Origin of the sequence: Micromonospora zingiberis, assembly GCF_004331455.1 — a bacterium.
Lineage (GTDB): Bacteria > Actinomycetota > Actinomycetes > Mycobacteriales > Micromonosporaceae > Micromonospora > Micromonospora zingiberis.
Genome location: NZ_SJJR01000014.1, coordinates 46790 through 73209, shown reverse-complemented (window position 1 = coordinate 73209; position 26420 = coordinate 46790). Strand labels below are relative to the sequence as shown.

Annotated in this window: 22 protein-coding genes and 2 pseudogenes; 11 read left to right on the top strand and 13 right to left on the bottom strand. The window is 67.6% G+C overall.

Features of this window, described 5'->3' with window-relative positions; translation table 11 throughout:
* Window positions 1-159 precede the first annotated feature (159 nt).
* Window positions 160-762: a helix-turn-helix domain-containing protein gene (locus E0H26_RS19940; protein ID WP_165521925.1), complete on the top strand. Its 603-nt coding sequence runs from the start codon at window positions 160-162 to the stop codon at window positions 760-762.
* Here E0H26_RS19940 and E0H26_RS19935 read toward each other — a convergent pair.
* The 6 genes and pseudogenes from E0H26_RS19935 to E0H26_RS30455 all read right to left on the bottom strand — a co-directional run.
* Window positions 725-1921: an ROK family transcriptional regulator gene (locus tag E0H26_RS19935; protein ID WP_165521924.1), complete on the bottom strand. Its 1197-nt coding sequence runs from the start codon at window positions 1919-1921 to the stop codon at window positions 725-727. The genes E0H26_RS19940 and E0H26_RS19935 overlap by 38 nt on opposite strands.
* A gap of 14 nt (window positions 1922-1935) precedes the next feature.
* Entirely contained in the window at window positions 1936-4392 is a 2457-nt protein-coding gene (locus E0H26_RS19930) for a beta-glucosidase family protein (RefSeq protein WP_131305798.1), read from the bottom strand.
* Window positions 4393-4438: 46 nt separating this feature from the next.
* The gene (locus E0H26_RS19925) at window positions 4439-5338 is read right to left on the bottom strand and encodes a carbohydrate ABC transporter permease (RefSeq protein WP_206025250.1); all 900 of its coding nucleotides are present in this window, start codon (window positions 5336-5338) and stop codon (window positions 4439-4441) included.
* 1 nt (window position 5339) lies between these two features.
* A complete protein-coding gene (locus tag E0H26_RS19920) occupies window positions 5340-6278 on the bottom strand; it encodes a carbohydrate ABC transporter permease (RefSeq protein ID WP_131305795.1) in 939 nt (312 codons plus the stop codon).
* A gap of 3 nt (window positions 6279-6281) precedes the next feature.
* Window positions 6282-7574, bottom strand: coding sequence for an extracellular solute-binding protein (locus tag E0H26_RS19915; RefSeq protein ID WP_165521923.1), 1293 nt, complete (start codon window positions 7572-7574; stop codon window positions 6282-6284).
* Between the two features lie 404 nt (window positions 7575-7978).
* A pseudogene (locus E0H26_RS30455) lies at window positions 7979-8368 on the bottom strand (hypothetical protein); the annotation flags it as partial.
* Here E0H26_RS30455 and E0H26_RS19905 point away from each other — a divergent pair.
* Entirely contained in the window at window positions 8251-8727 is a 477-nt protein-coding gene (locus E0H26_RS19905; RefSeq protein ID WP_338106224.1) for a DUF2267 domain-containing protein, read from the top strand. The pseudogene E0H26_RS30455 and the gene E0H26_RS19905 overlap by 118 nt on opposite strands.
* A gap of 429 nt (window positions 8728-9156) precedes the next feature.
* Here the strand turns inward: E0H26_RS19905 and E0H26_RS19900 are convergent, their stop codons facing one another.
* On the bottom strand, window positions 9157-9999 hold the full coding sequence (locus E0H26_RS19900) for an aldo/keto reductase (RefSeq protein ID WP_131305787.1): 843 nt from the start codon (window positions 9997-9999) through the stop codon (window positions 9157-9159).
* Between the two features lie 217 nt (window positions 10000-10216).
* On the opposite strand from E0H26_RS19900, the gene E0H26_RS19895 reads away from it, so the two are divergent.
* The 3 genes from E0H26_RS19895 (at window position 10217) to E0H26_RS19885 (ending at window position 13335) form a co-directional block, all read left to right on the top strand.
* A complete protein-coding gene (locus E0H26_RS19895; RefSeq protein ID WP_131305784.1) occupies window positions 10217-10798 on the top strand; it encodes a type 1 glutamine amidotransferase domain-containing protein in 582 nt (193 codons plus the stop codon).
* Window positions 10799-11242: 444 nt separating this feature from the next.
* The gene (locus E0H26_RS30035) at window positions 11243-12163 is read left to right on the top strand and encodes an SRPBCC family protein (RefSeq protein WP_240742275.1); all 921 of its coding nucleotides are present in this window, start codon (window positions 11243-11245) and stop codon (window positions 12161-12163) included.
* A complete protein-coding gene (locus tag E0H26_RS19885; protein WP_131305778.1) occupies window positions 12160-13335 on the top strand; it encodes a zinc-dependent alcohol dehydrogenase in 1176 nt (391 codons plus the stop codon). Before E0H26_RS30035 ends, E0H26_RS19885 begins: the two co-directional genes overlap by 4 nt.
* 244 nt (window positions 13336-13579) lie before the next feature.
* Here E0H26_RS19885 and E0H26_RS29610 read toward each other — a convergent pair whose 3' ends face one another.
* Complete coding sequence (locus tag E0H26_RS29610; RefSeq protein ID WP_206025249.1) at window positions 13580-13750, bottom strand: hypothetical protein; 171 nt, start codon at window positions 13748-13750, stop codon at window positions 13580-13582.
* Window positions 13751-14118: 368 nt separating this feature from the next.
* On the opposite strand from E0H26_RS29610, the pseudogene E0H26_RS19875 reads away from it, so the two are divergent.
* A pseudogene (locus E0H26_RS19875) lies at window positions 14119-14432 on the top strand (transposase); the annotation flags it as partial.
* A gap of 686 nt (window positions 14433-15118) precedes the next feature.
* Here the strand turns inward: E0H26_RS19875 and E0H26_RS19870 are convergent.
* The 4 genes from E0H26_RS19870 to E0H26_RS19855 are packed head-to-tail and all read right to left on the bottom strand — an operon-like array spanning window position 15119 to window position 18598.
* Window positions 15119-16315 (bottom strand): NUDIX domain-containing protein, encoded by a 1197-nt coding sequence (locus E0H26_RS19870; RefSeq protein ID WP_131305775.1) that lies wholly within the window; start codon window positions 16313-16315, stop codon window positions 15119-15121.
* Complete coding sequence (locus tag E0H26_RS19865) at window positions 16312-16848, bottom strand: nucleoside/nucleotide kinase family protein (RefSeq protein ID WP_131305772.1); 537 nt, start codon at window positions 16846-16848, stop codon at window positions 16312-16314. The genes E0H26_RS19870 and E0H26_RS19865 overlap by 4 nt, the downstream gene beginning before the upstream one ends.
* 26 nt (window positions 16849-16874) lie before the next feature.
* Window positions 16875-17798, bottom strand: a complete 924-nt coding sequence (locus tag E0H26_RS30030; protein WP_240742274.1) for a hypothetical protein — start codon at window positions 17796-17798, stop codon at window positions 16875-16877.
* A gap of 2 nt (window positions 17799-17800) precedes the next feature.
* Window positions 17801-18598, bottom strand: coding sequence for a class I SAM-dependent methyltransferase (locus E0H26_RS19855; protein ID WP_131305770.1), 798 nt, complete (start codon window positions 18596-18598; stop codon window positions 17801-17803).
* Between the two features lie 215 nt (window positions 18599-18813).
* Here E0H26_RS19855 and E0H26_RS19850 point away from each other — a divergent pair, with 215 nt between their 5' ends.
* Window positions 18814-20196 (top strand): helix-turn-helix domain-containing protein, encoded by a 1383-nt coding sequence (locus E0H26_RS19850; protein WP_131305767.1) that lies wholly within the window; start codon window positions 18814-18816, stop codon window positions 20194-20196.
* On the opposite strand, the gene E0H26_RS19845 is transcribed toward E0H26_RS19850, so the two are convergent.
* A complete protein-coding gene (locus tag E0H26_RS19845; RefSeq protein WP_240742273.1) occupies window positions 20172-22001 on the bottom strand; it encodes a S9 family peptidase in 1830 nt (609 codons plus the stop codon). The two genes, E0H26_RS19850 and E0H26_RS19845, sit on opposite strands and share 25 nt — an antisense overlap.
* Window positions 22002-23233: 1232 nt before the next feature.
* On the opposite strand from E0H26_RS19845, the gene E0H26_RS19835 reads away from it, so the two are divergent.
* The 4 genes from E0H26_RS19835 (at window position 23234) to E0H26_RS19820 (ending at window position 26418) form a co-directional block, all read left to right on the top strand.
* On the top strand, window positions 23234-23467 hold the full coding sequence (locus E0H26_RS19835; protein WP_131305761.1) for a hypothetical protein: 234 nt from the start codon (window positions 23234-23236) through the stop codon (window positions 23465-23467).
* Between the two features lie 113 nt (window positions 23468-23580).
* The gene (locus E0H26_RS19830; RefSeq protein ID WP_165521922.1) at window positions 23581-24210 is read left to right on the top strand and encodes a GOLPH3/VPS74 family protein; all 630 of its coding nucleotides are present in this window, start codon (window positions 23581-23583) and stop codon (window positions 24208-24210) included.
* A 46-nt stretch (window positions 24211-24256) separates the two neighbouring features.
* Window positions 24257-25750 carry an APC family permease gene (locus E0H26_RS19825; protein ID WP_131305755.1) on the top strand — a complete coding sequence of 498 codons (1494 nt, stop codon included), beginning with the start codon at window positions 24257-24259 and terminating at the stop codon, window positions 25748-25750.
* A gap of 14 nt (window positions 25751-25764) precedes the next feature.
* The gene (locus tag E0H26_RS19820) at window positions 25765-26418 is read left to right on the top strand and encodes a GNAT family N-acetyltransferase (protein ID WP_131305752.1); all 654 of its coding nucleotides are present in this window, start codon (window positions 25765-25767) and stop codon (window positions 26416-26418) included.
* Window positions 26419-26420: the final 2 nt, after the last annotated feature.

The following is a 26420-nucleotide window of genomic DNA, read 5'->3' as shown; positions in this document are numbered from 1 at the left end:
TACGATGAAATACGTATTCATTGCTCTAGTAGTCATCCTTGCTAGAGCGACGATAGCAGCACTACGACTTAAGCGCTACTGAAATTTTCTGATCTTGCTGGCGGCCTCGGGACCGGGCCGGTGCGCGGAGGTCAGCTTCCGGTGGGGAGAATGAACGCTGTGACGACGCCCTCAGCCTCCGTTTCGACGGAGACCGAATCCGCCACCCGCGATCTGGGCCGGGAAATCCGCCGGATCCGTTCCGAGCGTGGCTTGACCCTGCTCGACGTCGCGAACCTCACCGGATTGAGCGTGTCGATGCTGAGCATGCTCGAACGCGGACGTACCGGCGTGTCGGTCGGATCGCTGGTCGCGGTCTCCTCGGCGCTCGGAGTGCCGGTCGGCGAACTGTTCCACGCCCGGCCGGCACCAGGTGCGACAGTGATCGCCCGCGCCGACCAGACGGAGATCACCGTTGGTGCCGGCGTCAACCGGCGACTGGTCCTCGCCGACCCGGAGCGCGGCATCGAGATCGCCGAGCTGCACCTGCCGCCCGGCGCGCACACCGGCGACGAGCCGGTCCGGCACGAGGGACACGAGTATCTGACCGTCCTGGAGGGCACGCTCACGGTGGAGATCGCGGGCGAGATCCGGTGGCTGGCCAACGGCGACGCGTTGCACCTGGACGCCCGACAGTTGCATCGGTTCGCCAACACGTCCGACTCGTCGTCCCGGTCCATGCTGGTCATGCACCGCCCAGTGGGGTCCGGTCACGGGCACTGAGAGCCGGCTCGGTCGACGCGGGATGCGGTATCGGGCGGATGGCGGTCCACGGGAACCGGTCGAGGGCCGCCCGGATCGCACCTCGGGTCACTGCGGCGTTGTCCAGTTCCGACAACCGCACCTCGACGAAGGGCGGACCGTCCCGGCGGACCAGCGCGTTGACTCGGTCGGCCAGTAGCGACCCGAGTTCGGCGCTGAGCGAGCCGCCGAGCACGATGAACCGCGGAGCCAGGATCCAGCCCAGGGTGGACAGCCCTCGCGCGAGGATCGCCGCGAAACGCTGCACCTCGGCAAGGGACTCCGGGTCCCCCGCCCGGGCGCGGCGCACCAGTTGCATTCCCTCGGCGCGGCGGGCGGCCGGCTGCAACCGGCCGAGCCCGATCAGCGACGAGCTGGCGAGTTCGTCCAGGCCGAGAACCTTGGCCCAGAAGATCTCACCGGCTGCTCCGTCGACACCCCGGTACGGCACGCCGTCGACGACGATGCTCATGCCGTTGTACTGCCCCTCCAGCATCAACCAGAGCACGTGGTCGGCGCCCGGCGTGGCGCCCTCCCAGAGCTCGGCCAGCACCGCCAGCTTGGCGTTGTTCTCCACATGCAGCGGGCAGTCGAAGTCGGCGGCGAACTCGGCGGCGAGGCTCACCCCGGTCCAGCCGCGCATCGACAGCTCCAAAGAGACCACGCCATTGTCGTCGACGTTGCCCGGGGTGGCGATGGCGACGGCCCCGATCTGCTCGGGCGTGAGTCCCGCCGCGGTCAACGCCGCCGTGATGGTGTCGCGGGTCAGCGCGAGACGCCCGGCCCGGTCGGGCTCGCCGACCGCGGCGCGTTCGATCGAGGCCAGCGGTCGGCCGCGCAGATCGGCGACGACGGCGGTGGAACGGTCGTGTGCGATCTCGACGCCGAGCACGGCACCGGCACCGTCGCGGAACTCGAAGTGACGACGCGGACGGCCACGGCCGTTCTCGTGCAGCTGCGGTGGTCTGGTCCGGATCCAGCCGTCCTTCTCCAGGTCGGTGAGGATCAGTTCGACGGTCCGGCGGGATACCCCGATCGCCTGGGACAGGGTGGCCAGGGGCAGACTGCGCTCACGATAGAGCGCACGCAGCACGCTCTCGGCGTTCACACGACGCATCGCACGCGGGTCGAGTCCGGTCATGGTGGCCTCCTGGATCATTCGTGCGCCGGAACCACCGTCACGTCGGCGCGCAGTGCCGGATCGGACAACGCGGCGCCGACGGTGAGGGTGAAGTTCCCAGGTTCGAACTGCCAACCGTCATCCCAGTGTGCGAACGTCCGGGCCGCAACCTCGACCTCGACGACCGCACTGGCACCGGCATCCAGTCGCACGGCGGCGAATCCGGCCAGCCACACAACCGGGCGCTCGACCCGGGAATCGGGGCGGGACGCGTACACCTGCACCACCTGTTTGCCGGCGCGGACGCCTGTGTTGCTCAGGGCCACCGAGACGAGGAACGTACCTTCCGGGGTGGCCTCCACCGTGTGGGGGAGCTTGATCTCGTCGAAGCTCCACGTGGTGTAGCCCAGGCCGTGCCCGAACTGGTAGGCCGGTTCGATGCCGAGCCGACGCCAGTTGCGGTATCCGACGTGGATGCCCTCGGTGTACTCGACTACCCCGTCGACCGGCTCGACGCGCAGGATCGGCACCTGTTCGTCGCTGGCGGGCCAGGTCGTGGGAAGCCGGCCACCGGGCTCGGCGGCGCCGGTGAGCAGGTCGCCCAGCGCGTCGCCGAGCTCCTGGCCACCGAACCACAGCTGCAGCACCGCGCCGACCTTGTCGGCCCACGGCAGCAGTACCGGCGCTCCGCAGTTGAGCACCGCGACGGTCCGCGAGTTGGCCTCGGCCAGCGCCGACACGAGGTCATCCTGTCGTCCGGGCAACGCCAGCGTCGTACGGTCCGCGCCCTCGGCCTCGCGTTCCTTGTTGCTGCCGACCACCACGACCACCAGGTCCGCCGCCCGTGCCGCCTCGACCGCCTCCGCGATGAGCGCGTCGTCGTCGCGATCGGGGGGCAGGAGCCCGAACCGGAATCCCAGGGCGTTCTGCATCCCGACGGCCGGGCCACGGACCAGGGTGAAGACGATCTCGACGGGCTGACCGGCGACGGTGTCGACCGGGAACGACCGGACCGGTGCGGCCAGCAGCGCGGCGCCGAGGTCGGTGCCCTCCGGCCGGATGTCGGCGTCGAACACCACCCGGCCGTCTGCCTCGACCCGGACCGCGCCCACCGTGCTCACCCCCAGCAGCGAGGTACCGGTGGTGTCCGGGGTGTACGTCGTCGACACCCGCAGCACCGTCGTACGCTCGATCGGCGCGTCGCCGCCGAACCAGACCAGGTTGCTGGAACGCCGATCCTCGGTGTGGATCTCCTCGGTGCCGGCGAGGAACACCACGCGCGCGCCGGGTTCACCGGAGTGCGGATTACGCATCTGGGTCAGCGCGAGGAAGCTCAGCCCGTTCTCCACCAGCGGACCCGGCCGGAACTCCACCGTCGCGTCGGGAAACGCGGCACGGATGCCCTCCAGCGGGGTGACGACATGGTCGGGAACCACGCTCGCGCTGCCGCCGCCCTGCGTACGAGGGCTGCGTGCGCTGTGCCCGACGACCAGGATCCGCCCGACCGCCGCCGGCTCGACCGGCAGCAGGCCGGCGTTCTCGAGCAGGACGGCACCCGCGGCGGCAGCCTCGCGGGCGAACACGGTGCTCACCCGGCCGGAGCGGGTACGGGCGACCTCCGGCGCGTACCCTTCGAGCCGGCCGAGCCGGGCCGCGAGCCGCAGGAGACGATGCACCTTCCGGTCGATGACCTCCTCGGCGATGTCACCGGCGCGTACCGCCTCGACCAACGCCTCGCCCCACGGCCCGTCCGGTCCGGGCATCGCCAGGTCCTGCGCGTACCGCGCGCTCTCCAGACTGCGCACGCCGGTCCAGTCCCCGATGACGACCCCGTCGAAGCCCCACTCGTCGTTGAGTGGGCTCTCCAACAGGTCGTTCTCGCTGGCGGTACGTCCGTTGATCGAGTTGTAGGCACTCATCACCAGCCAGGCGCCGGCCCGGGCGACCGCCTTCTCGAACGCCAGCAGGTAGACCTCACGCAGGGAGCGGTCGGTCACCCGGACATCGACGGTGTACCGCTCGGTCTCGAAGTCGTTGCAGACGTAGTGCTTCGGGGTCGCGCCGATGCCCCGCTCCTGGATGCCCTCGACGTAGGCCGCCGCGAGGTCGGCGGTGAGTACCGGATCTTCGCTGAACGCCTCGAAGTGGCGCCCGGACGTCGGGGTGCGGTGCATGTTGATGGTCGGCCCCAGCACGACGTCGATGCCCTTACGCTGTGCCTCGTCGGCGAGGACCTCGCCGTAGGCCCGGGCGATCTGCCGGTCCCAGGAGGCGGAGAGCGCGGTGGCCGACGGCAGGTTCACCGACGGGTCTCGTTCGTCCCAGGCCTGGCCACGGATTCCGGACGGTCCGTCGGAGAACGTGATCGGCTGCAACCCGACCCGGTCGATGCCGTGTGTCGACCAGAAGTCCCGCCCGGTCAGCAGTCGAACCTTCTCCTCGAGTGACAGCCGGGCGCACAGCGCCGTCAGGCCGTCGTCTGCGGATGTCACGATGGTGGGATGCCTTTCTGGAGGGCGGGTGGGCCGGGGATTCGACTCATTTGGTGCCGGTGGTGGCGATCCCCTGGACGAAGTAGCGCTGGAGGACGAGGAAGAGCGCGAGTACGGGCATCACCACGACGGTGGCGCCAGCGAGCAGCAGTCCGTAGTTCACGGTGTTCGATCCTGCGGATATCAACGCGATCGCGACCGGCAACGTGTACATGTCCTCGGTCTGGCCGGCGACCAGCGGCCAGAGGAACTCGTTCCACGACGAGAGGAACTGCAGGATCGCCAGGGTGGCGAGGGCCGGGCCGCAGAGTGGCACGACGATCGTGAACAGGATGCGGAACTCCCCTGCCCCGTCCATCCGGGCCGCCTCGATCAGCGAGTCGGGGATGGTGGCGATGAACTGCCGCATGATGAAGACCCCGAGCGGCATCGCCAGGAACGGCAGGATCAGGCCGGGGTAGGTGTTGATCAGACCCATCTTGGTGACCAGTACGAACAGTGGAATGAACGTCACCACGGTCGGCACCGTCAGCATGGCCATGACCAGCCCGAACAACGGCCGCTTGCCGGGGAACTCCAGCTTCGCCAGGGCGTAGCCGAGCATCGTGCAGAACAGCAGGTTGCCGAGTACGACGGTGACAGCGACCACCGAACTGTTCAGGAAGTAGTGGCCGAACTGGACGCGGGTGAACAGGTCGTGGAAATTGTCCAGAGTGGCCTGTTGAGGCAGGAGCCTGACCTCGTCGGAGAGGATCTCCTGCTGGGGTTTGAACGCGCCACTGATCATCCAGGCGAACGGGAACATCGTCAGGACCAGTGCTGCGGAGAGCGCCACGTAGAGCAGCCCGCGCCGGAGGAGTACGGCACGCCGGCCGCGGCGTCGCCGAGGCGGGGGCTGCGGCACCGCTGCGGTCCGCAGGGTGGCCGGTACGGAGACCTGCGTCATGTCAGTCCTTGTTCCGAAGCAGACGAAACTGCATGAGCGTGACGAGCCCGATGGCGAGCGCGAGCAGATAACTGGCGGCCGACGCATAGCCGTAGCGTCCGTAGCCGAACTGCTCGTAGGTGAAGTAGGTGACCGAGGTGGTGCTGCCCAGCGGGCCGCCCCCGGTCATCACGAACGCTTCCTCGAAGAACTGGAAGTAGTAGACGCTGATCAGGACGCAACCAAGCAGGATCGTCGGACGCAGCAGCGGGAGCGTGTGGCTGAAGAAGCGCTGCACCGCATTGGCACCGTCGACCCTGGCCGCCTCGAACACATCCTGCGGCAGACCCTGCAGACCGGCCAGGAAGATCACCATGAGCGTTCCCATGTTGCGCCAGGTGGCCAGTCCGATAAGCGACGGCATCGCCCAGGCCGTGTCGTGCAGCCAGTCCGGACCGGTGATGCCCATCCCGGCCAGCACCTGGTTGAGCAGGCCGCCGGGGTCGAGGATGTACTTCCACACCACCGCGATCGCCACCATGCTGGTCACCACCGGGGTGTAGAACCCGACCCGGAACAGCGACCGGAACCGGTTGATGCCGGTGTTGAGCGCGAGCGCCAGCAGGAGGGCGACCGCGACGGTCAACGGAACGCCCACACCCGCGAAGTAGACGGTGTTCACGACTGCCGACCGGAAACCGGCGTCGCCCATGAGCCGGACGTAGTTCTCCAGACCCACCACTTCGACGGCGAACGGGTCACGCAGGTCGCGGCTGGTCAGATCGGTCAGACTCAGCAGCAGCGACGCCACCAACGGCACGACCATGAAGACCAGGAAAAGTACGGAGAAGGGCAGCGCGAGTAACCACGCGACGAGGGCGCGCCGGCGGCGCCGGGCGGGACGAGCCCGCCCGGCGCCGCTGGCTGCGTCGACAACCACCTGGGGCGTGACAGTCGGCACGCGCTACTCCAGCCCGATGCCGGACAGCTCGCTCTGCATCTGCTTCGCCGCCTCGGCGGGTTCGACCACTCCCCGGGCGACCCGCTCGCCGTACCGGGCGAAGACAGTGGCGATCTGGTTCCAGGTCGCTACCGCTGGCGGGGTGCCAGTCGCCGTCAGCTGCTCGCTGAACACTGCGGTGGTCGGGTCGGTGGTCAGGCCGGCCGGCTCCCACGCGGCGGTGACGGCGGGCAGGTCGCCGGTCGCCCGGGAGAACGCTGCCGCCTGCTCGGGCTGAGACAGGTAGCGAATGAACTTCCACGCGCCGTCCGGGTTCTTGGCGTCCTTGAAGACCGCCAGTTGCCCACCGTCGAGCCAGCTCTTGGCGTTCTTCGGGCCGGCAGGCAGCGCAGCGACGCCGATCTTGGCGGAGTACTCCGCACCGAGCAGCTCCTTGAGCGCGGGCACCAGCCACGGACCGTTGATTGCCGCGCCGATCTTTCCGTCCACCAGGCGCTGTTCGACCGAGCCCCACGGTTCGTAGGTTCCGGTCTGGCTGGCCACACCGTCCACGAAGAAGGACCGATACTTCTCCAGACCGGCGACCACCTCGGGGGTGTCGACGGTGAACTTGGTCAAACCGGCGTCAGTCAGCTCCGCCCCGGCCTGCCACAGGAACGGGATCAGGGTCTGCTCGGTGAATCCCAACTCGCCGGTCGGTAGCAGCAGCCCCTGCCCGGCCCCGGCCTCCTGCAGCCCCTTGGCGAACGTGGTGAACTCGTCCCAGGTCTTGGGCGCCTCCACGCCCGCCTTGGCCGCGAGGTCCTTCCGGTAGAACAGCGTGCGGGTGTCCACGTAGAGCGGCACCGAGTACGACGTTCCGTTGACCTTCGTGGCCTGCAGAGCCCCGGCGTCGAACGCACTGTCGGCGACCAGGCCGCTCGGCACCGGGGCGAAGCCGCCGGTCGCCACGAACGAGGCGAGGGCCGAGGGATTGATCAGGGTGGCATCGGGCGTCTCGCCGGAGGCGATCGCGGTGGAGATCTTGGTGGGCGCGTCGTCCCAGGGCACTGCCGTGATCGTGACGTTGGCACCGGGGTTGGCGGCGTTGAACGTCTGGGCGATCTCAGGCAACTTCTCGCCCTCGGTACCCATGGCCCACACCCGGATGTCGCCGGTGGCCGGTCCGTCCGAGACGGCCGGCGCCGCGGTCGGGGCGCCGCCGGTCGGGTCGTCACCGGTACGGCCGCAGGCGCCCAGTGCTGCTGCCACCGCGACCGCGAGCATTGCGGCGGGCAGCCGCTTCTGTCGAATCATGAGGGGTTCCCTTCGAGTCATGGAGCGAACGAAAGCCGAAGAAGGGCCAGCTAGAGGAGCTCGATAAAGCGCGAAGGTTCGTTAAAGCAGTATTGAAACGCACCGGGTCGACCCTGGCAAGGATGCAGCTCCGAGTAATTCAGTAGGCACAAGATCGCTGGCCACCAAGATGCCCCGGTTCCGCCCTCAAGGACCCAAATCGGTCACGCCACTGGACCCTGCCGTGCTCATCTGAGCTGGTCTTTCCTCAGTGCACCAGCACCGACCCGGCTCGAAGATCGAGAAGCCCCACCCTCGCCACCCCCCGCAGAGGAGGCCCGCGTCCAATCCGGCACCGCCCACATCGAAGGCGGACCCTGCCTGCACAGGCCCGCTCGAAGTTCAGCCGAGTTGAACTTGGTGCCTCAGCACACCGGACCACGGGCACAATTGCGCGAGACTCCCCCATAAGCCCTGGCCCACTTACTGCCCCACTCCAACCTCCCCGGATGACCCCCCTCAGCCGCCCAGTGTGATCTGTGGTTCGCCGGCGGACGTGCCGTTGGGCTTCGGGCAGGCCGGCCGCCGGTGATCGCGGCCCGTCGGATCACTGCTTCGGAAGCGGCGGGGTGCCGCTCGTAGTCGCGGGCCAGTCGGCGGTGGCCGGTCAACCGGGCCAGGCTGGGTTCGACGACCCATCGTCGGGCGATTACCGCGAACCCTTTCTGGCCTGGGGCCTTGCGCACGACTTCCAGGGTGGTGCGCAGGATGCGCTGGCACCAGTCGACCAGGGTTCCGGCGAAGCCTGCGTCGGCGTAGAGGAACCGGACGGCCGATCACCCGCGCCACGCTCGAGACGTTGGCAGAAAGGATCACCGGCGGCCAGGCGAGGGACCTCGCCTCCCAACTCCCTCAGGAACTACGAGGGCTGGTGGCTAGGCCCACCGAAGATCCGGAACGGTTCGGACTGGCTGACTTCTTCGAACGGGTGCAGTCACGGGCCGGGGTGGATCGCCAGGTGGCCACTGACGGAGCACGGGCCGTGCTGGACACCCTTCGTGAGTCGGTCAGAGCGAAGGAGTACTGGGACGCCGTTGACCAGTTGCCGCAGGAGTTCTGGCAGTTGACCGGGCCGAGGCCGGAACGGCTCCAGACCCGCCGGGTTGGCACCTAGCTAAGAGCGGCCGGCAATTGGTGGTGGTGACGCAGCGGGAGGTCGAGCGGCCGGGCACATGCCCATGGGCCCGTCACTGACCCCAGGCAACCATCTGGCAGGCTCGCTGCCACGCCAAGGCATCCGAGATCTTGGCACGAGGGCGCCCCTCAAGGGGCAGATTCGTACCAAGATCTTCCCCGCCCTGGGTGGCGGGCTGGCTATCAGGACGTGTCGGCCTATTGCCGGTCGCTCTAAGACCAGGGCGCCTATGGACTTTGCCAGAAAGCTCGGACGTTAGCGGGCGCCGACGCAGTGTTACCGGTCGCTGGATTCGGTGGCGAGGGACGACACCTGCGGCCAGAGCGGGCTCGGCGCAAAGTCGTCGGAGACCAGACAGCGGACGGCGCCGACCTCGACCGGTGCCGTCCGCCGAAACGTTCGGCGAGGCTATAGCATCTCCAACGGTTGCGGGCCGGCCGGCGGCGGGAACGCCGTGTCGAGTGCCGCCACGTCCTCCTCGCTCAGCTGCAGGTCGCGCGCTTCCGCGTTCTCCCGAGTGTGTTCGGGCCTGGACGACCGAGGGATGGCCGCGACCCCCTCCTGCCGCAACAGCCAGGCCAGCGCCACCTGAGCGGGCGTGACCCCGTGCCGGGCGGCGGCCTCAGCGACTTGGGGGTGGCCGAGCAGTCGACCCTGCTCGATCGGCGAGTACGCCATCACCGGGATTCGGTGCTCGCGTAGCCACGGCAGCAGGTCGTACTCGGGACCACGGCGGGTGAGGTTGTACAGGATCTGATTGGTCGCGCAGGCGCTGCCGCCCGCCTCCAGTAGCTCCGTCATGTCGGAAAGATCGAAGTTGCTCACGCCCCACTGCCCGATGTCGCCGGCGTCGACGAGTTCGGCGAACGCCTCGATCGTCTCCGCGAGTGGATTCGCACCACGCCAGTGCAGCAGGTAGAGGTCGATGTGGTCGACGCCGAGTCGTTGCAGGCTGCGGCGGCAGGCTTGCACGGTTCCCCGTCGGCTGGCGTTGGACGGGAGCACCTTGTCGACCAGAAAGACGTCGGGGCGTCGTCCGACGATTGCCTCGCCGACAAGTTCCTCGGCAGCGCCGTCACCGTACATCTCCGCAGTGTCGATCATGGTCATTCCCAGGTCGAGCCCGGTGCGTAGCGCGGCTATCTCGTCCTGCCGCCTCGCGGGACGCTCGCCCAGGTACCAGGTTCCCTGGCCGAGAACGGGCATCGTCTGGCCGGACGGTAGCTCGATCGCTTCGGCAGCGAGGGTCATGTCGTGACCTTTCTGGACGCTGGGCACCAGTGGGTTGCCTGCGTACCCGCTGCGACAGGTAGCACACCTTCTCCGCTGTCCAGAGGGCAGGTGACCGCATTTCCGCCCCTCGAAGTGACGTTCGCCGGTCTGTTTGCCCGTGCCCGCACCGGGAAGGCGACCGCGTTCGAGCAACGCGCCGCTGACGGGGCGGCGCCGCGAAGGGAAGGCCGCAGAAATGGCGCAGAGCCAGCAGCCACTGACCGGCAAGCGAGTCGCTTGCCTCGCCGCCGACGGGGTGGAGGATGTGGAGTACACCCAGTCTCGGGCCGCCGCGGAGCAGGCGGGGGCCGAGGTCCACCTGATCTCCTTGAAGTCCGGCGAGATCCAGTCGATGAACCAGGACATCAATCCGGCCAACCGCTATCGGGTGGAGCGGACCCTGGACGAGGCCAATCCGGCCGACTACGACGCCCTGTTGCTGCCGGGCGGGACGGTCAACCCCGACCGGCTCCGGATGAACCCACAGGCGATGGACTTCGTCCGGGCGTTCTTCCAGCAACAGAAGCCGGTGGCAGCGATCTGCCACGGACCCTGGTCGTTGGTCGAGACCGGAATGGTCAACGGCCGAACCGTCACCTCTTTCCCCAGCCTGCGCACCGACATCCGCAACGCCGGCGGGGTCTGGGTGGACCAGCAGGTACAGGTCGACAACGGGCTGGTCACCAGCCGCAACCCCAGTGACCTTCCGGCCTTCTGCGCCAAGATGGTCGAGGAGTTCGCTCAGGGCGAGAACGTCCGTCAGATGGCGACGGCCTGACGCGGCGGGGCTCAGGATCCGGCGGATCAGGCCGGGCCTGGGGCCCCACGGCGGTGGCATTCCCCAGCCGAAACGCCGCCGCTTCCGCTCAGCAGCGACTGTGACACCCCGCATCCGAAGCGACGGTCGCACGATGCCCAACAGCCAGCCGGCGGGCCGATATCCGGGGAGCTGGCGATCATGGTGCGGGCTGCTGGTGGTCGCGGCCTTCACGCCGTGCTGAGCAGCGGGACAGGGATCGCCTCCATAGTGCGGCCGATGCGCGGATTGAGGTGGTTTTCGTGGGGTACGCGGGCCTATAAGTCGCGTCCCGAACTTCAATGAGCCGGAATGGCTCGGCCGGGTGCGACCGGATGGAGGCTACCCGTGACTCAACTAGCAACCCGAGAGGCCGCACAGGCCAGGCAGGAAGACGTGCGACGGCGAGGGCGCCGGCTCGGCTGGATGAGTCTCGGTCTGGGGGTGGCACAGCTGGCGGCACCGGACACGGTGCGCCGCATCAGCGGGGTGGACGACTCCTCGGCCTCCCGGACGGTGGTGCCGCTGGTCGGGGCGCGGGAGTTGGTTCATGCGGCCGGGCTACTGACGAGCCGGCGCAAGGGCATCTGGGCGTGGACCCGGGTCATGGGCGATGCGATGGACCTGGCCTCCCTCGGGGTGGCCATCGCGCACCGAGGCGGACGCCGCCGGCGTCGCCTCGTCGGTGTCACTGCCGCCATCGTCGGCATCACGGTAGTGGATCTGCTGACCGCCGTGCAGGCCACCCGCGTCCGGAGGATCAGTTCAGCGCCGGCGGTACGAGGCTTACGCGAAGGAGGATCTATGGAGCTGACAGCCACGACAACCATCCGCAAACCCCCACTGGAGGTCTACGCGTTCTGGCGCGACCTCGACAACCTCCCGACGTTCATGGCACACCTGGAGGAAGTCCGCGCCACCGGTGACCGTACGAGCCATTGGTCCGCCAGCGCGCCGTTCGGCAAGAACGTCGAGTGGGACGCGGAAATCATCGACGAGGCGACCGGCGAGAGAATCGCGTGGCGGTCGACCGGGAACGCCGCCGTGCCGAACGCCGGTACGGTCCGGTTTGTGCCCGCCCCGGGTGGTGTCAGCACCGAGGTGCACGTCGTCATGTCGTACGACGTCCCGGGCGGCGCGGTCGGCAAGGCGGTCGCCAGATATTTCGGTGAGGAACCGCACCAGCAGCTTGACGACGACCTCCGCCGGCTCAAGCAGGCGCTGGAGACCGGGCAGGTGGTTCGATCCGAGGGCGCCCCGTGGGGCAAGCGGGCCCGCAAGGAGTTCCCGCAGCGTCCGGCGCAACCGCTGTCGGATTCCGAGCTCTCGAAGGGGCCGCAAGCGTGAGGGCGAACACTTGGGCGGGCCGCAACAAGGTCAAGGTCCGTGACGTGCCGGACCCGAAGATCCTCAACGACCGCGATGCCATCGTACGGATCACCTCCACCGCGATCTGCGGCTCGGACCTGCACCTGCTCGACGGGTACGTGCCCACGATGCAGGACGGCGACATCATGGGTCACGAGTTCATGGGCGAGGTGGTGGAGGTCGGCCGGGGCGTCGACCCAGATCGGGTACGCGTTGGGGACCGGATCGTCGTGCCGTTCCCGATCGCGTGCGGCGCATGCGGCGCGTGCGCCGCCAAGCTGTACTCCTGCTGCGAAAATTCCAACCCCAACGCCGGGATCGCGGAGAAGATGTTCGGCCACCCGGTCGCCGGGATCTTCGGCTATTCGCATCTGACCGGCGGCTTCGCCGGCGGTCAGGCACAGTACGCGCGGGTGCCGTTCGCCGACGTCGGTCCGCTGAAGATCGAGCCCGATCTGACCGACGAGCAGGTGCTGTTCCTCTCGGACATCCTGCCCACCGGCTACATGGGCGCCGAGATGTGCGACATCCAGCCCTCCGACGTGGTGGCGGTGTGGGGCGCGGGCCCAGTCGGCCAGTTCGCCATGGACAGTGCCCGGGTGCTCGGCGCCGCGAAGGTCATCGCCATCGACAAAGAGCCGTACCGGCTGCAAATGGCCGAACGGGCAGGCCACACGCCGGTGAACTTCGAGGAGGTCGACGTGCGGTCCCGGCTGCTGGAACTGACCGGCGGGCGGGGACCGGACAAGTGCATCGACGCGGTCGGCATGGAGGCCAGCCACGGCAGCGCACACGTCCACGCCTACGACCGGATCAAGCAGGCAGTCCGCTCGGAGACCGAACGCCCCCACGCGCTGCGACAGGCGATCCTGTCCTGCCGCAGCGGCGGCATCGTGTCGGTGATCGGCGTATACGGGGGCTTCCTCGACAAATTCCCGGCCGGGGCGTGGATGAATCGGGCGCTGACCCTGCGTACCGGTCAATGCCACGTGCAGCGCTACATGAAACCGCTGTTGCAGCGCATCGAACGTGGGGAGATCGACCCGACCCGGGTCATCACCCACACCCTGCCACTCGACCAGGCAGAACGCGGCTTCGAGATCTTCAAGAACAAGCAGGACAACTGCGAGAAGGTCGTCCTCAAACCCTGACCACCACCCGCATCCCTGGCGCGACGACGCGCACCGTCGCGCCCGGGATGCGCGTCTGCGCGGCAGCGGCCGGACTGCGGCGCGGCCCGGCGTCGTAGCCTCGGGCGTCGGTGCCGACGGTGTCGGCGGCTTTGACGCTCTGGGAGTCGATGATCCCGGCGGATGGCCACGAGTATCAGCCGCACACCGAGTCCGACACGCCCCTTCTCAAACACTCACACAGAGGACGTCGGCTGCCGATAAGTCAGTAATGCAGCGTGAGACCGACGAGACAAAGTCCGGCTATGGCGAACATGAGCAACGGGACACCCACGCTCATGACCCTACGTATCACCAAGACGGCACCCGCCAGCGTCATCGCGACAGCGAAAGCCAGGCCGTACCAGAAGCGAGCATAGATGTCCTCGAGATGCACCTGTTCCGTGTAGCCACGTCTCGCTCGGCCAAGCGAGTCCACAACCGGACCGTCCGTCATCCAGAACCACAACGCGATGTCGCCGGCAATTCCTATCGCGAGCCCTAGGAGTACCCCGCCAAGAACGGAGGGCGCTACTACCCGTGGTCTGGGCTGTGAGTCCGACACGCCTCATCACCTCTTCGCCAACCACTCTAGATTTGTGGCTGACGATAGAAGGGCCGCCAGAGGGCGGCAAGGTCGCCCAACCTCGGCCCTTCGTTAAGGGCTGTCCAAGGAGTGGACCGGGAACGAGGAAGTGCCTTCTGGTCAGGGAAAATGGGGCTTGTCGAGAGTCCTGTTATCCCGTCACGGAAGGCACTTGCTGGGTGAAGATTACCGCAACACGTCCGAAGATCACGGTGACCGGAGGCGGGCGGGACGTCGTGGGTAACGCCGGTGTCCGGCTGCTCACCGATCTGGCCGACGCACTGGCTTGACCAGCGCGTTCAGTCGAACCCTCGCCCGGCTGCGGCAGCGCCAGCGTGGGCATGACCCGGGCCGGATCGCGGTGGAGTTCGCGGTGATGCTCGCCGAGGGCGGTGAGAGCATCGCTGACCTGGCAGTCCTGCGACATCAGCAGGCACTGTTCGGGTCGGTCGCGTCGGATCCGACCGCATGGCGGCTGTTGTCACAGCTCGACTGGGCGCACTCACCCAGACCGGTCATGTGCCGTGGACGGGACGCATGGCGAGGACGACGGGTCATGCTTGCTTGACGCCCCGCGAAGGGCAGCGACAGTCGCCCGACAGTTTTGATCGACTGGGGCGGACGGGCTTAATCGGCGTGCTGGTAGGTCTGGCCAGTCTGACTCGGCGTCCATCTCGTCAGAGAATGCGTGTAGGTAACGCAGGTATCGTGGCGTCACGGCCTGAGCCAACTCGATGCGTGGTAGGGCGACATCGAGTGCCGCGCCGGTGCTGAGTTCGACCGCCACGCATGGCTGGGAGTCCCGGAGTGCTCGGACAGCCTCGGCGAGAAGCGCTCGGACGGGTGCGAGTTTGCCCCGTTGCTGTTCGGCGTGCGCGCGGGCGGAGGCGTAGACGGTCTTCGGCCCTCGATCAACGAGAAGTACGTGAGGTTGCTGTGGGTCACGTTCTCGGAGGTCGTCGACCCGGCGGGCCATTGCGGTCATGAGTGACACGGCAACGTCCAGTCCACTGTTCGTGGTTACCCACCGGGCGAACTGTTCGGGTGCGGTGATGGGGTCGAGGTATCGCCAGAGCGGCTCAGCGGTGTACGCCGGCGTGCCGGCGCGAACGAGTGCGTCGCAAAGGTGCCGGATGAGCGTGGTCTTACCACTGCCATCGATCCCGTCAACGAAGAGGATCATGGCAGCATGGAGCCGTCTTCAACGAGCCGTTGTGCGGCCGTGAGAGCGTGCGGTACGCGCGCGGCGAGTCGTTCTGCCTGTTCGATTCCGTCGGCGCCAGCACGACGGTAGGCGTCGTAGTCGTACAGCAGCATGCTGAGTTGATCGTCTGGCCAGTCACGCAGGGCTTCCGCCATGTCGGGCAGCCGTAGGGAAGCGTTCGGATCCTGGTGCGTGACGAGTAGTCGGGCGGCGCTGGAGAGCGCGGACAGAACTCGGCGCGCGGTGTCTCTGCGTCCGGAGGTGTTGTCGCGGTTCGAGGCGAGACGGGCGGAGGTGAAGTCACGGAGCGTGGCGATGTCGTTGGCGAGGTCAACGGCTTCTGCGGTGACGCCGGGTATGGGGGCGACGCCTGCGATCACTGCGGTGTCGATCCCGACTCGCCGTAGCACCGTTCGCATTTTCATGTCGTACAGGTCGCCGAGGCGGCGGGCGTCGCGTCCGTGGGCGTCGGCGAGGTGTAGCGACGTTCGTAGGCCGTAGCGGCGCGAGGCCTTGGCGATGGCCTGGTCGAGCTTGGCCGCCGCTGGTGATGTCGCGGGCACGTTCCAGGCGACGAAGTCGACGTCGCTCCAACCGTCGACGAAGTCGCCGCGTGCGGCAGATCCGCACAGTCCCAGCCCGGCCTGCGGATGTTCGGTGAGGGCGGCCTGCGCGTCTGCCGCCACCTGGGTGACCAGTTCGCTGAGGTCCTGGCTGAACGGCGAGGGCGTGGTGGCGCGCCACCCGATGATGGCGAGGGCACGATCCAGTAGTTGTCGGAACTGGGCGTGACTGGCGGCCTGGCGGGCGGCGGCGGCATCGAGCCAGCGGGCTTCGACGAAGCCCTCGTCCTGGGCCGGGGTGGTGGCGGTGGTCGTGGCCGTGAAGAGGAACCAGTCGACGGTCTTCGCCGCGGGTACGCCGTCGTTGTCGGTGAAGGTGTACGCCTCCTGCCCGAGGTAGGCGCTGTAGTGCGTGTCGGTCAGGCCGGCTTCCTCAGCCAATTCCCGCCGGGCTGCCCGAAGTGGTGCTTCGCCTGGTTCGAGGCGGCCCTTCGGAGCGACGGTCTGTCGCTCGCCGGTCTTGCGGACCTGATCGAGCAACAGGAAGTCCGGGTTCCGCAGATCGCCGGTGGTGACGACGGCACCAGCAGAGGCGTATTGACGGATCATGGCTGGGTGCCTCCCGCAGTGGTCTGGAGGGACTCGTACGCCTCGCGCACACGAGTCCTGAAGGTAACAATGTCGGCGCTGTTGTCGATCCAGTAGTCGGTGACGACGCGCCAGGTGGAGAGCTGTTCGTTCACTCGCTTGCGCTCATCCTTGCTGCGGATGACTCGCTGAGCCGCAGCGGCACTTATCCCACTGGCCTCCGCCAGGCGCCGGACTCGGACAGGCAGTGGTGCGGTGATGAACATGATCGCGCATCGCGCCGGCCACGCCTGCTTCACCCTGTCGGCGAGGGCGACGTCGATGAAACTCTCGATGGCCAAGGGCCCTTCGCCGCCGCCGCTTTCGAGCAGCCTGGCGATGAACTCGCCATATTCGAAGCCCTCCCGTGTCTGCACGCCCTCGTGGTGCGTTTCCCGGCCGGAGGAGAGTCGTACGAGGATCGTCCGGATCTTGATTCGACGGGCGCCCAGTGTGGCGAGGTACTCGCCAGCGCTCGATTTTCCCGCCTCGCTGGTGCCGGCAAGGAGCAACATCGGGGGTGTGGGGTGTGGTGATTGCATCAGCCTGCCCTCGCTATGCAGTGAATCGCCGACGTGACGCTCGCGGGCAGGTCATTCGGCCGGCCGACGCCGAGGCAGATGATCGGAACGGCGGCCAGCAAGTCGAGCGTCTCCTCGTAACGGCTGGATTCGTCGAGGCTGTCACCAACGCTGACATCGTCTGGCGAAGAGAAGATGGAGACGTGATCGAGTCGCGGGTCGCGAAGCTTGGCTTCATGGTCGGTGACTGCGGCACGCAGCAGGCGACGGCCCGTCGGACCGACCGGCTCGCGCAACTCGCCCGGCCGAAGGCTGTGATCAGGGATGACGATGAGGCTCAGCGGCACCGGCTGGCTTCCGCTCAATGCCGCAGCCGGCAGATCCTCTGGATAGAGGAGGCGTGCGGCAGCGCGGGGCACCAGCAGGGGCGTCATATCGGCTCGTACGTGCCACGGCAGGGTAGGCATCGGCACGATGCAGGGCTGCCCACTGCGAAAGATGGTGAAGGCGAACTCGTCGACGATGAGACTGCCTCCACGAGCGGCGATGCCTAACGCGAGGGAGGTCTTGCCCTGGCCGCGACCGCCGTCCAACACCCCGATCGCGGATCTTCCCCCGTCCGTGGTCACCGCGCTGCCATGTAGCAGTGCAAGCTCCCCACCGCTCATGGCCGCCATGGATCGAGCCGCAGCCTGAAGTGTCCCGATCTCGAGGGTGGTCTGATTTCCGGAAGCGTTTACAGCGAGTTCGAGCAGGACCTCACCGGTGTGCGGGGTGACGGTCAGCCGGGTCTGCTGCCCACCGCGCACGTGCATGACCTGGGTAGCCAGCGTCCTCATGTGGTTCATACGGGTGAGCCGGGCGACGAAATGCCGCAGCGTTCGAGGCGCCGACTCCGCGACACGCATCTCCAGCGCGCGAGTGCCGATCTTGAGAAGACTCATCGTCACTCCGGAGGCTTGCGGAGAACGAGCCACATGGAGTAACGACGGTGCTTGGCGCGTACCGAGGGCGATGGGATCAAGAGCACGCCGTCCTCAGAGGTCACGGTCGCGTGCTTCCGGATACCGCAGGCCGCAGCGAGGAGGTTCAGCTCGTGGACGGTAGTGAGGTGGGCATAACCGGGAGCCGCTGAGCTGGCCTTGTTGGCGAGGTAGATGATGTCGCGGCTGGGCAGCGGTCGTGAGCCGGTGCGACGTTGGCCGTACCACCGGACGGCGCGTGCAGTCATGTCCAGGATGTTGGCGAGCCGGACAAGCCCGAACCTGCCGGCGTAGTGCCAGTTGAACGTCTCCACGAGGACGGTCCCGCCGGGGCTGCACACCCGCCATAACTCGCTGAGGGTTCCCAACCGCTCTGCCTCGGTTGCCAGCGCGTTGAACGAGAAGCGGAGACACCACACCTGGTCGAAGCTGCCCGAGGGTAGCGGCAGTGCATTCATGCTGCCGTGCACGAAGGTGCCGTTCGGGCACGCGGCCTTGGCTGCAGCCAAGGCCGCCTCGTTGATGTCGACGCCGACGATGTTGCCACCGAGACGCGTGATCGCCTGGGTAACACGGCCAGCACCGCACCCCACATCGAGGATCCGCGTGCCGGCATCGAGCTTGTAGTAGAGCTCTTCTTCGCACGGACGCAACGGTGCCGTGCCGTAGTACGACGTCTCACCCGCGTAGTGCACCTGGTTCAACGCTCGGATCATGGCCCCGTAGTCGGTCTCCGCGACTCCGCCGTGAGTTGTGGTCATCCGTCAACCCTCACTCGCTCAGTGGCCGGTCGGAATGTTATGGATGCGGACGGAATAGTTGTCCGCATGCGCCGTTCCCATCGACGTCCCCACCCTCATTGGCCCCTGCCTGGTCGATGGTGGTTGCATCCCATATGGCGGCAGGCGACCCTATGTATCGGAACGTCTGCATGGCTAGATGATGATCGGGAACAGCTGCCTGAGGAGGCGGTGTTATGGGTCAGACCCCGCGTGCACTTGAGCCGTCGCTGTCTGAACGCCACTTCTTCGGTGCTGAGCTACGCCGCTTGCGGGAGCAGGCCAACCTTTCGCAGGCGCGGTTGGGTGCCATGATCCGATTCAGTGCCGACCTGGTTCGGCGGGTCGAGACGGCAGACCGTTTCCCGTCTCGGGAGTTCGTCGAGTCCTGCGACAAAGCGATGGCGACTGGTGGGGCCTTGATGCGGCTGCTACCACTGCTCGAAAAGAGACGGACCAGCGAGAGCAGACCAGCGGTCGCATCCTTGATCAGCCATGGCGCCGTCAGTAGCTTGCGGCCGGCGCGAGAGTCGATGCCGTTGGCTGAGATGGTCATGCATGTTCCGCTGCAGCCAGGTGTCCTCGACCGCGCCGCCCTAGACTGGCTCAACAGTCCAGCTACTCGCTCTTCGTCCGCGACCGAAGGGTGTAGGTCACCTGATGGGGTCACCGAGGAAGAGCTCTTCTCCGCCGAGACCGCCCTCGCGATGTTTCGGCAGTTGGACCACACCCACGGCGCCGGGCAGGTCCATGCCCAGGTGCAGCGATACGTCGAAGGTGAGCTGAACCGGCTGCTCGCGAACAGCCCTGTCTCGGAAGCTGTCGGCCGGCGCCTCTACACGCTTGCGGCAGGGTTCTTCGAGCTCTGTGGCTACCAGGCCGTTGACACCGGCGCTCATGGCCTCGCCCAGCGGCGCTACCTACGCGCATTGCGGCTGACCCAGGCCGCCGATGACCGCCTATACGGGAGCTACCTGCTCGCTGTGAACATCGGCCACCTAGCGCTGCACTGTGGCTACCCCGAACCAGCGCTGCGGATGGCGCTAACGGCGGTAAGAGGAAGTGAAGCCCTGGCAACACCAGCCGTGAGTGCCGCATTACACGCTGTGGTAGCACGCGCACACGCCCGCCTCGGGCACGACCGCGACTGCCTTGCCCACCTCGACATCGCGGAGCGGCAGCTGGGCTACAGCAGGCCCGAGGATGAGCCTGCCTGGATCCGCTACCTGACCCCGGCGTACCTGGCCGATGAAATCGCACACTGCTTCCATGACCTGGGCAGACCACGGCAGGCCCAACAGCACCTGAGTGACGCCCTTGCCACGCTGAGCCCCACCCACGTCCGCCGCCTCGCCATCGACACCGCGCTCCTGGCGTCGTCGCTGGCTGCCGTTGGACAAATCGATGAGGCGTGCGCGACCGCTCGGAAGGCGGTGGATCGCGCTGCGAAGACGTCCTCGCGCCGCTGCTTGCAACGCATCATCGAGGTACAGGCTGACCTTGAGCCCTACCGGTGTGAACCGGAGGTTCGTGAGTTCGACGAGTACGTACGGCATCAGTTGCCGCTGGCGACGTTCTGACCCTCACCCGTCGCCGGGGCCGCCATGACTGCGCGGTAGTGCGCCAGTTCCGCCTGCAACGCCGTACCCGCCTCGACGGAGGTCGCCACGTAGTGACCGACATCGGGAAGTAGCAGTAGCTGGTGGGGTGCACCGCGAGCGGTCATCTGGTCGGCGAGTGCCTGTACGTCGTCGACTACTGCCACGTCGTCGGCGGTGCCGTGGATGAACAGCACAGGACGGCGGACGGCGGCGGCGCGAACCTGTCCGGCACCGCCCCGTAGCCGCTGCGCATGTGCACGCTGAAACCGCGGTACCGTCTCCGCCCACCGGTCTGGGTCGACAATCGCGGACACGGCAGTGGCAGCGGCGAACGGGCCATCTTTCGCAACCGCGTGCAGCGCGGTATACCCGCCGGCGCTAGCACCACGAATGAAGAGCCGGCCTGGTATCGCCCGCCCTGCCTCCAAGAGATGGATCGCCACTGCCGTGCAGTCGGCGACGTCGTCCAGGCCCCACCGGCCATACAGGGACTCGCGGAAGGCGCGGCCGTAGCCGGTACTGCCGAGGTAGTCGACATCCACGACGGCGAACCCTCGGCTGGTGAAGAACTGCGCCTGCCAGTCGAGGCGTAGCAGGCTGGAGGCGGTCGGCCCGGGGTGGGCCCGAATGATCACGGGTGCTCGCCAGTCCACCGCCGAGCCTGTCGGCGGATACACCAGAGCCAACACCTCGCGGCCATCTGCGGCCTGAACCCGTAGCTCTGTTGGCGTTGAGACCGAGGCTTCGGAGAGTTCGGCGTGCTCTGACTTGGCGAGCACCTCGACCCGTGGACTGTCATCGGCCAGGTGCACCAACGCGACCTGCGGCGCGGCTGTCGGTGATGAGCCGATCAATGCCACCGTCGTTCCTAGCGCCGCCAGGTAGGGCTTGATCGACGTGTATGGGAGATCGACGGGACGAATCGAACCCGCACGGTCGATGACGACCAGACGGTGGCGTGGGCCTTCCTGTACCGCCACGACGATCCGTCCGTCATCAAGGAAGTCATAGGAGGCATAGCCCAACTCCCACGGCTCTGCGGCGCACTCACCCGGCAGAGGCGCCACCGCCTCCACGTCACGGCCATCCCACCGGTACAGGTTCCACCAGCCACCGCGGTCCGACACGAAGTACAACGTTCCGTCAGGTCCCCACCGGGGCTCGACCGCCGACTCGCCCCGGCCCCCGGCGACCTTGATCGGGTTCTCGATGTGCCCGTGAGACGAATACGAAGCGACCCAAAGCTCACAGCTGTCCCAGGGCATGTCGCGCTCGCTCCATGCGGACCAGGCCAGCAGGTTCGGCCCCGGTCGGGGCGCACTCAGGAACGCGTGGTGCGAGGTGATCGTGCGCAGCCCCGGTGAGCCGGTCAGCGGCACCGCAACCAGTTCGTCCCCATGCTCTGTCTCCCGCACCGCGAGCAACTCACCGTCGCCGACCGTCAGGTCCCCCAACGGCATCGGACCGACCAGAACGAGTTCCCCGCCATGACAACGACTCCGGTAAAGGCCGCCCGTGCCGACGCACCAAAGCGCCCCAGCCGCGACAGCGAACGATCCACCACCGTACGCGTGCACGTCGTTAGTGACGTCGAAACCCTCGGGGCTGATGTCACGGGTGCCCTCGTCGCCTGTCCACCGTGTCAGTGTCGCGACCCCACCAGCATCGGGACGAGTCTCCAGCCAATACAGCGCGCCATTGAAGGCGCGAAGTTGGTCATAGCTCACAGAGGCGTGAACGGCGTCCGCCACCGAGACTGCGGCATTGTTGTCCGACACTCGCACCGAAGCCTCTCCTCGAATAACCGCCCTGATGTGGCGCTACCACATCGGCGAACCTCGTCAACTGGCCTCCCATGCGGCGACGAGAAGCTTCCATGACTCCGCATTCCGCGGAACGATGCGAGACCTCTCGTAGGTCCGACTGTACGCCCAGACCCTCCAGCCGCCCGCCTGACGTCCCACCCCAGGCAACTGCGGCCGATCCCCTACCTGGACGACAGACTCGATGCGGACAACTACTTCCGTCCGCATTACCGGTATCGACCGTGCGATCAATCTGAGCAACCATTCCCGAGGCGATCCTTTCGCGTCATCCGGTTATCGATCGCCGCCTGAAAGGTCGTGAGTCTCGTCGGGCAGGGCACGATGCAATTGCGTTAGGAGGTCGGCGCGAGATGGCGATCGCCAGACATCGGCCCCGGCACTTGCGCAGTCCGAGGCTAGATTCATCCACTGGTGGGCATCGTCGGCCAGTAGCTGACTGCACTTTAGAGGAGCGCTCCCCATGTCGTCCGCAGTAATCCGTCCAACCGCCTCGCGCCTATTGTTCGGGCACAGGTTGAGGCGCTGGCCAGCGGATCTGCTCGCCACTGCGTGTACTCGCACCACCGTGAGTGGCGCGGACTGCACAACATCGCACGTGTGGGGCTACGCGGTCCGACGCGAGTGGCGCAACGGCAGTTCTGAGCACGGGAGCCGATGGCCATGCTCGCCACATCAAGCTTTGGCCGTTGCCGTCAAGTGGTTCGTCCCCGGAGGCGAGCAGTCGTTGAAGCCTTTCGACATCGACTGGGAAGGAGCGTCGTTCTATGCCCAATCCGGCGGGTCGACGCTCAGGGACAACTGCGGCGACACCGCCTTGCCAACCGATCTTGTAAGGCATAGCTATAAGCACCAGGCTCACCACGACCGGGCGACGTACAGCGGTCGGTGTCGGCGTTCGGGGCAAGGCGGGACACGGCGGTGAACCGGACTCCTCAGCCCCTACCCGAAGTCACGGCTGGCGCGCTGTTACGACTCGATGCGAGCGATTGGTCCTACGGCCGTGACCTTACCCCCGGGACTTCCGTGGCTGTAACCGTGGCGCGTGTCCGCGACTTACCCAATCGCAGTGACGAGTGGGTGTGGGTGCTCGGTCATCGTCCTGAGTGCGGGTACCCGCACGTGGATCGGCATCCGCCGTGTATGGAGGTGCGGGTCAGGGTCGGGGCGCTGCACCGTCAGGTCTCCGCGTCATGACCGGCACCGACGACGGGGATCGGCTCGTCGATCGCTTTGAGTCGGCGCGTAACACCGTGCTTCAGCACCGCGGCGGTGGCACGTGCTTCCACTGCCAGGGCGACCGGTGCGGGCAGCATGCCTGGGCGGTCGAGGAACTCGCCCGTCATCCCGGCGGCCGGAAGTTCGTTCGGCAGCTCGGGCTTCCCATCTCCCCTGGCGATTCGAGCGAGGAAGGCCAGCCGCGGTGAACACCACACCCCCCGGCGCAGCCGACGACTACGTCCCACACCTACGCGAGCACCGGGCACCGGTGGAGCCGGTTCGGCCGGTGCGGGCGGTCGGGAGCGCCGCCGCCCCACCCATGCGCCTGGCGGACGAGTTTTTCTATCTGGCGCATGACGATCAGAGCGGCCGTCCGCGTTTGTTTGAGTCCGCGACGGCGCACGGCTTGGCCGCCGCGTTGCTGGCTGAGCTGTGGTGGGAGGGGCGGATCACGTTCGTGGGCCGGCATGTACGGGTGACCGATCCGTCGCCGCCGACGGACTGGCTGCAACACCTCGTCCTCGACCGCCTGGCAGCCGAACCCCGTCACACCGCGACGCGGACGTGGTTGGCGTTTTTCGGTACGACCGCCTATGAGCAGGTGGCGACCCGGATGTGGCAGGTCGGGCTGGTGCAGCCGCGGCAGGTCGGCCGGCTGTGGCGGCAGCGCATCGTCTACGTGCCGGCGGATATGAACACCGCCGCCTGGTCGTGGGCGCGCCTGTCCTACCAGCTGCGCAACTACCAGCGGCTGAACGCCTTCGACGTGGCCCTCGCCGGGCTGGCGCTACACACCCAGCTCGATCCGATCCTGCTCGACGGCGCACCCCAGGCCGCCCGCGCGTTCCTGCGCCGGCAGGTCGAGCAGGCACCTATGCCCCTGCGCGAGCTTCTCGCTGATCTCGGTGCCGTCGTCGGCGGTGCCGTGCTGAGCCACCGCACCACCTGAGTGCGGCCAAACCCCCAACCATCCATCCCTTGCTGAGAGAGAACTGATGTCTCACTCGAAACCTGACACCGTGTCTGCCGTCCTCGCTCGTGGGCGGCTCGGTATCCCGTCGGTGGTGTTCTTCGTCATCGCCGCCGCCGCACCCCTCACTGTCGTCGCGGGCGGTGCGACCACCGGGTACGCGGTCACCGGAGTCACCGGCATTCCCGTGTCCTACCTGGTCGTCGCGGCCGTGCTCGCCCTGTTCGCGGTCGGCTACGTGGCCATGTCCCGCCGCATCGTCAACGCCGGCGCGTTCTACACCTACGTCACCCGGGGCTTGGGCCGCCCGGCCGGTGTCGGCGCCGCCATGATCGCGCTGCTCGCCTACAACGCGATGCAGATCGGGTTGTACGGCGGGGCCGGCGCGGTCACCGCGCAGTTCCTCAACGACCGCTACGGCTGGCACCTCACCTGGTGGGCCTGCGCCCTCGCCGTCTGGGCCATCGTCGCCGCGCTCGGCGTCGCGCGGATCGACCTCAACGGCCGCGTCCTCGCCGTCGTCCTCGTCGCGGAATGCGTCGTCGCGTTGACGTTCGACGCGATCATGGTCACCCACCCCGCCAACGGGACGGTCAGTTTCGACACCCTCGCCCCGTCGCATGTGTTCGCCGCCGGGATCGGCGCGGCGCTGGTCACCGCCATCACCGGGTTCGTGGGCTTCGAGGGCACCGTCGTGTTCTCCGAGGAGACCAAGGACCCCCGGCGGACGATCGCCCGCGCCACCTACATCGCGGTCGCCGTCACCGGCCTGCTCTACGGACTCTCCGCCTGGGCGATGTCCGTGGCCACCGGCCCCGACCACATCGTCGAAGCCGCCCGTACCGACGGCACGGATCTGATCTTCAATCTCGTGTCGCCGTACCTGAGTCAGAGCGTCATCACCGTCGCCCGGATCCTGTTCATCACCAGCCTGTTCGCCGCCCTGCTCTCCTTCCACCACACCGTCGCCCGGTACCTGTTCGCCCTCGGCCGGGAACGGGTCCTGCCCGCCGTGTTCGGTCGGACCAGCCGCCGTACCGGCGCGCCGAAGGTCGGTTCCCTCGCACAGAGCGGGCTCGCCCTCAGCGTGCTGGCCGGCTACGCGCTCGCCGGGGCGGATCCGATCGTGCACCTGTTCTTCTGGATCACCGTCACCGGCGGCCTCGGCGTACTCATCCTGATGACCATCACCTCCGCCGCCGTCATCGGCTACTTCGCCCGCATCGGCCACACCGAAGGAACCTGGCGGACGCTGATCGCACCCGGAGCCGCCACCATCGCACTCGCCGGAATCCTCACCGCCACCCTGCGCGAATTCGCCACCCTCCTCGGCATAGCACCCGACTCACCACTGCGCTGGACGTTCCCCACCGCCTACGCCCTGGTCGCACTCCTCGGCATCACCTGGGCACTGCTCCTACGCACCACCCACCCCGACGTCTACGCCGCAATCGGCCTCGGCGCCCACCGCGACACCGGACCACTACGCACCCCCGACACCGCCCACCAACCCACCTGACCAGGAGCTAAGCCGTGACCCTCACCAACAACCCAGTCGTCCGCCCCGCCACCGAAACCGACGCCGGACCGCTGATCGCCGTCCTCGCCGAAGCGTTCCACGAAGGCCCCCTCGCCGACTGGCTCATCCCCGACCCGACCGACCGGCGGACCGTCTACTACCGCTACTTCCGCGACGCGCTCCACCACGGCCTGAAACACGGACAGGTCCACACCACCGCCGACCAGACGGCCGTCGCGATCTGGTACCCCCGACTCGAACCCACCCCCACCGACACCCGGGAACGGCTGGAGGCACTGGAACGCATCGCGGGCCCGTACGCCCCGAAGTTCGTGCTGCTGGAGGAGATGCTCGACGCCTTCCACCCCGACGAACCACACCACTACCTCGCCTACCTCGCCGTCGACCCCACCCGCCAAAACCGCGGTATCGGCGCCGCGCTACTCGCCCACCACCACCGCCGACTCGACGACCTCGGCCTGCCGGCGTACCTGGAAGCCAGCAACATGCGTAACCGGCGGCTCTACCTCCGCCTCGGCTACACCGCCGGCCCCACGATCGCGCTACCCACCGAGGGCCCGGTCATCTGGCGGATGTGGCGCGGCACCCCCACCAGCGGCGGCCGGACGCCCTTTCCGCACACCAGACCACGCCGGCGGTCACTGTGACA

What these genes read in the sequence shown, in the direction of transcription:
- E0H26_RS19895 (WP_131305784.1), top strand. Translation starts at nt 10,217, where the DNA reads ATGGCGCAGAGCCAGCAGCCACTGACCGGCAAGCGAGTCGCTTGCCTC.
- E0H26_RS19850 (WP_131305767.1), top strand. Translation starts at nt 18,814, where the DNA reads ATGGGTCAGACCCCGCGTGCACTTGAGCCGTCGCTGTCTGAACGCCAC.
- E0H26_RS19835 (WP_131305761.1), top strand. Translation starts at nt 23,234, where the DNA reads ATGACCGGCACCGACGACGGGGATCGGCTCGTCGATCGCTTTGAGTCG.
- E0H26_RS19925 (WP_206025250.1), bottom strand. Translation starts at nt 5,338, where the DNA reads ATGACGCAGGTCTCCGTACCGGCCACCCTGCGGACCGCAGCGGTGCCG.
- E0H26_RS19915 (WP_165521923.1), bottom strand. Translation starts at nt 7,574, where the DNA reads ATGATTCGACAGAAGCGGCTGCCCGCCGCAATGCTCGCGGTCGCGGTG.
- E0H26_RS19825 (WP_131305755.1), top strand. Translation starts at nt 24,257, where the DNA reads ATGTCTCACTCGAAACCTGACACCGTGTCTGCCGTCCTCGCTCGTGGG.
- E0H26_RS19900 (WP_131305787.1), bottom strand. Translation starts at nt 9,999, where the DNA reads ATGACCCTCGCTGCCGAAGCGATCGAGCTACCGTCCGGCCAGACGATG.
- E0H26_RS19830 (WP_165521922.1), top strand. Translation starts at nt 23,581, where the DNA reads ATGCGCCTGGCGGACGAGTTTTTCTATCTGGCGCATGACGATCAGAGC.
- E0H26_RS19935 (WP_165521924.1), bottom strand. Translation starts at nt 1,921, where the DNA reads ATGACCGGACTCGACCCGCGTGCGATGCGTCGTGTGAACGCCGAGAGC.
- E0H26_RS19870 (WP_131305775.1), bottom strand. Translation starts at nt 16,315, where the DNA reads ATGATCCGTCAATACGCCTCTGCTGGTGCCGTCGTCACCACCGGCGAT.
- E0H26_RS19865 (WP_131305772.1), bottom strand. Translation starts at nt 16,848, where the DNA reads ATGTTGCTCCTTGCCGGCACCAGCGAGGCGGGAAAATCGAGCGCTGGC.
- E0H26_RS30030 (WP_240742274.1), bottom strand. Translation starts at nt 17,798, where the DNA reads ATGAGTCTTCTCAAGATCGGCACTCGCGCGCTGGAGATGCGTGTCGCG.
- E0H26_RS19855 (WP_131305770.1), bottom strand. Translation starts at nt 18,598, where the DNA reads ATGACCACAACTCACGGCGGAGTCGCGGAGACCGACTACGGGGCCATG.
- E0H26_RS30035 (WP_240742275.1), top strand. Translation starts at nt 11,243, where the DNA reads ATGAGTCTCGGTCTGGGGGTGGCACAGCTGGCGGCACCGGACACGGTG.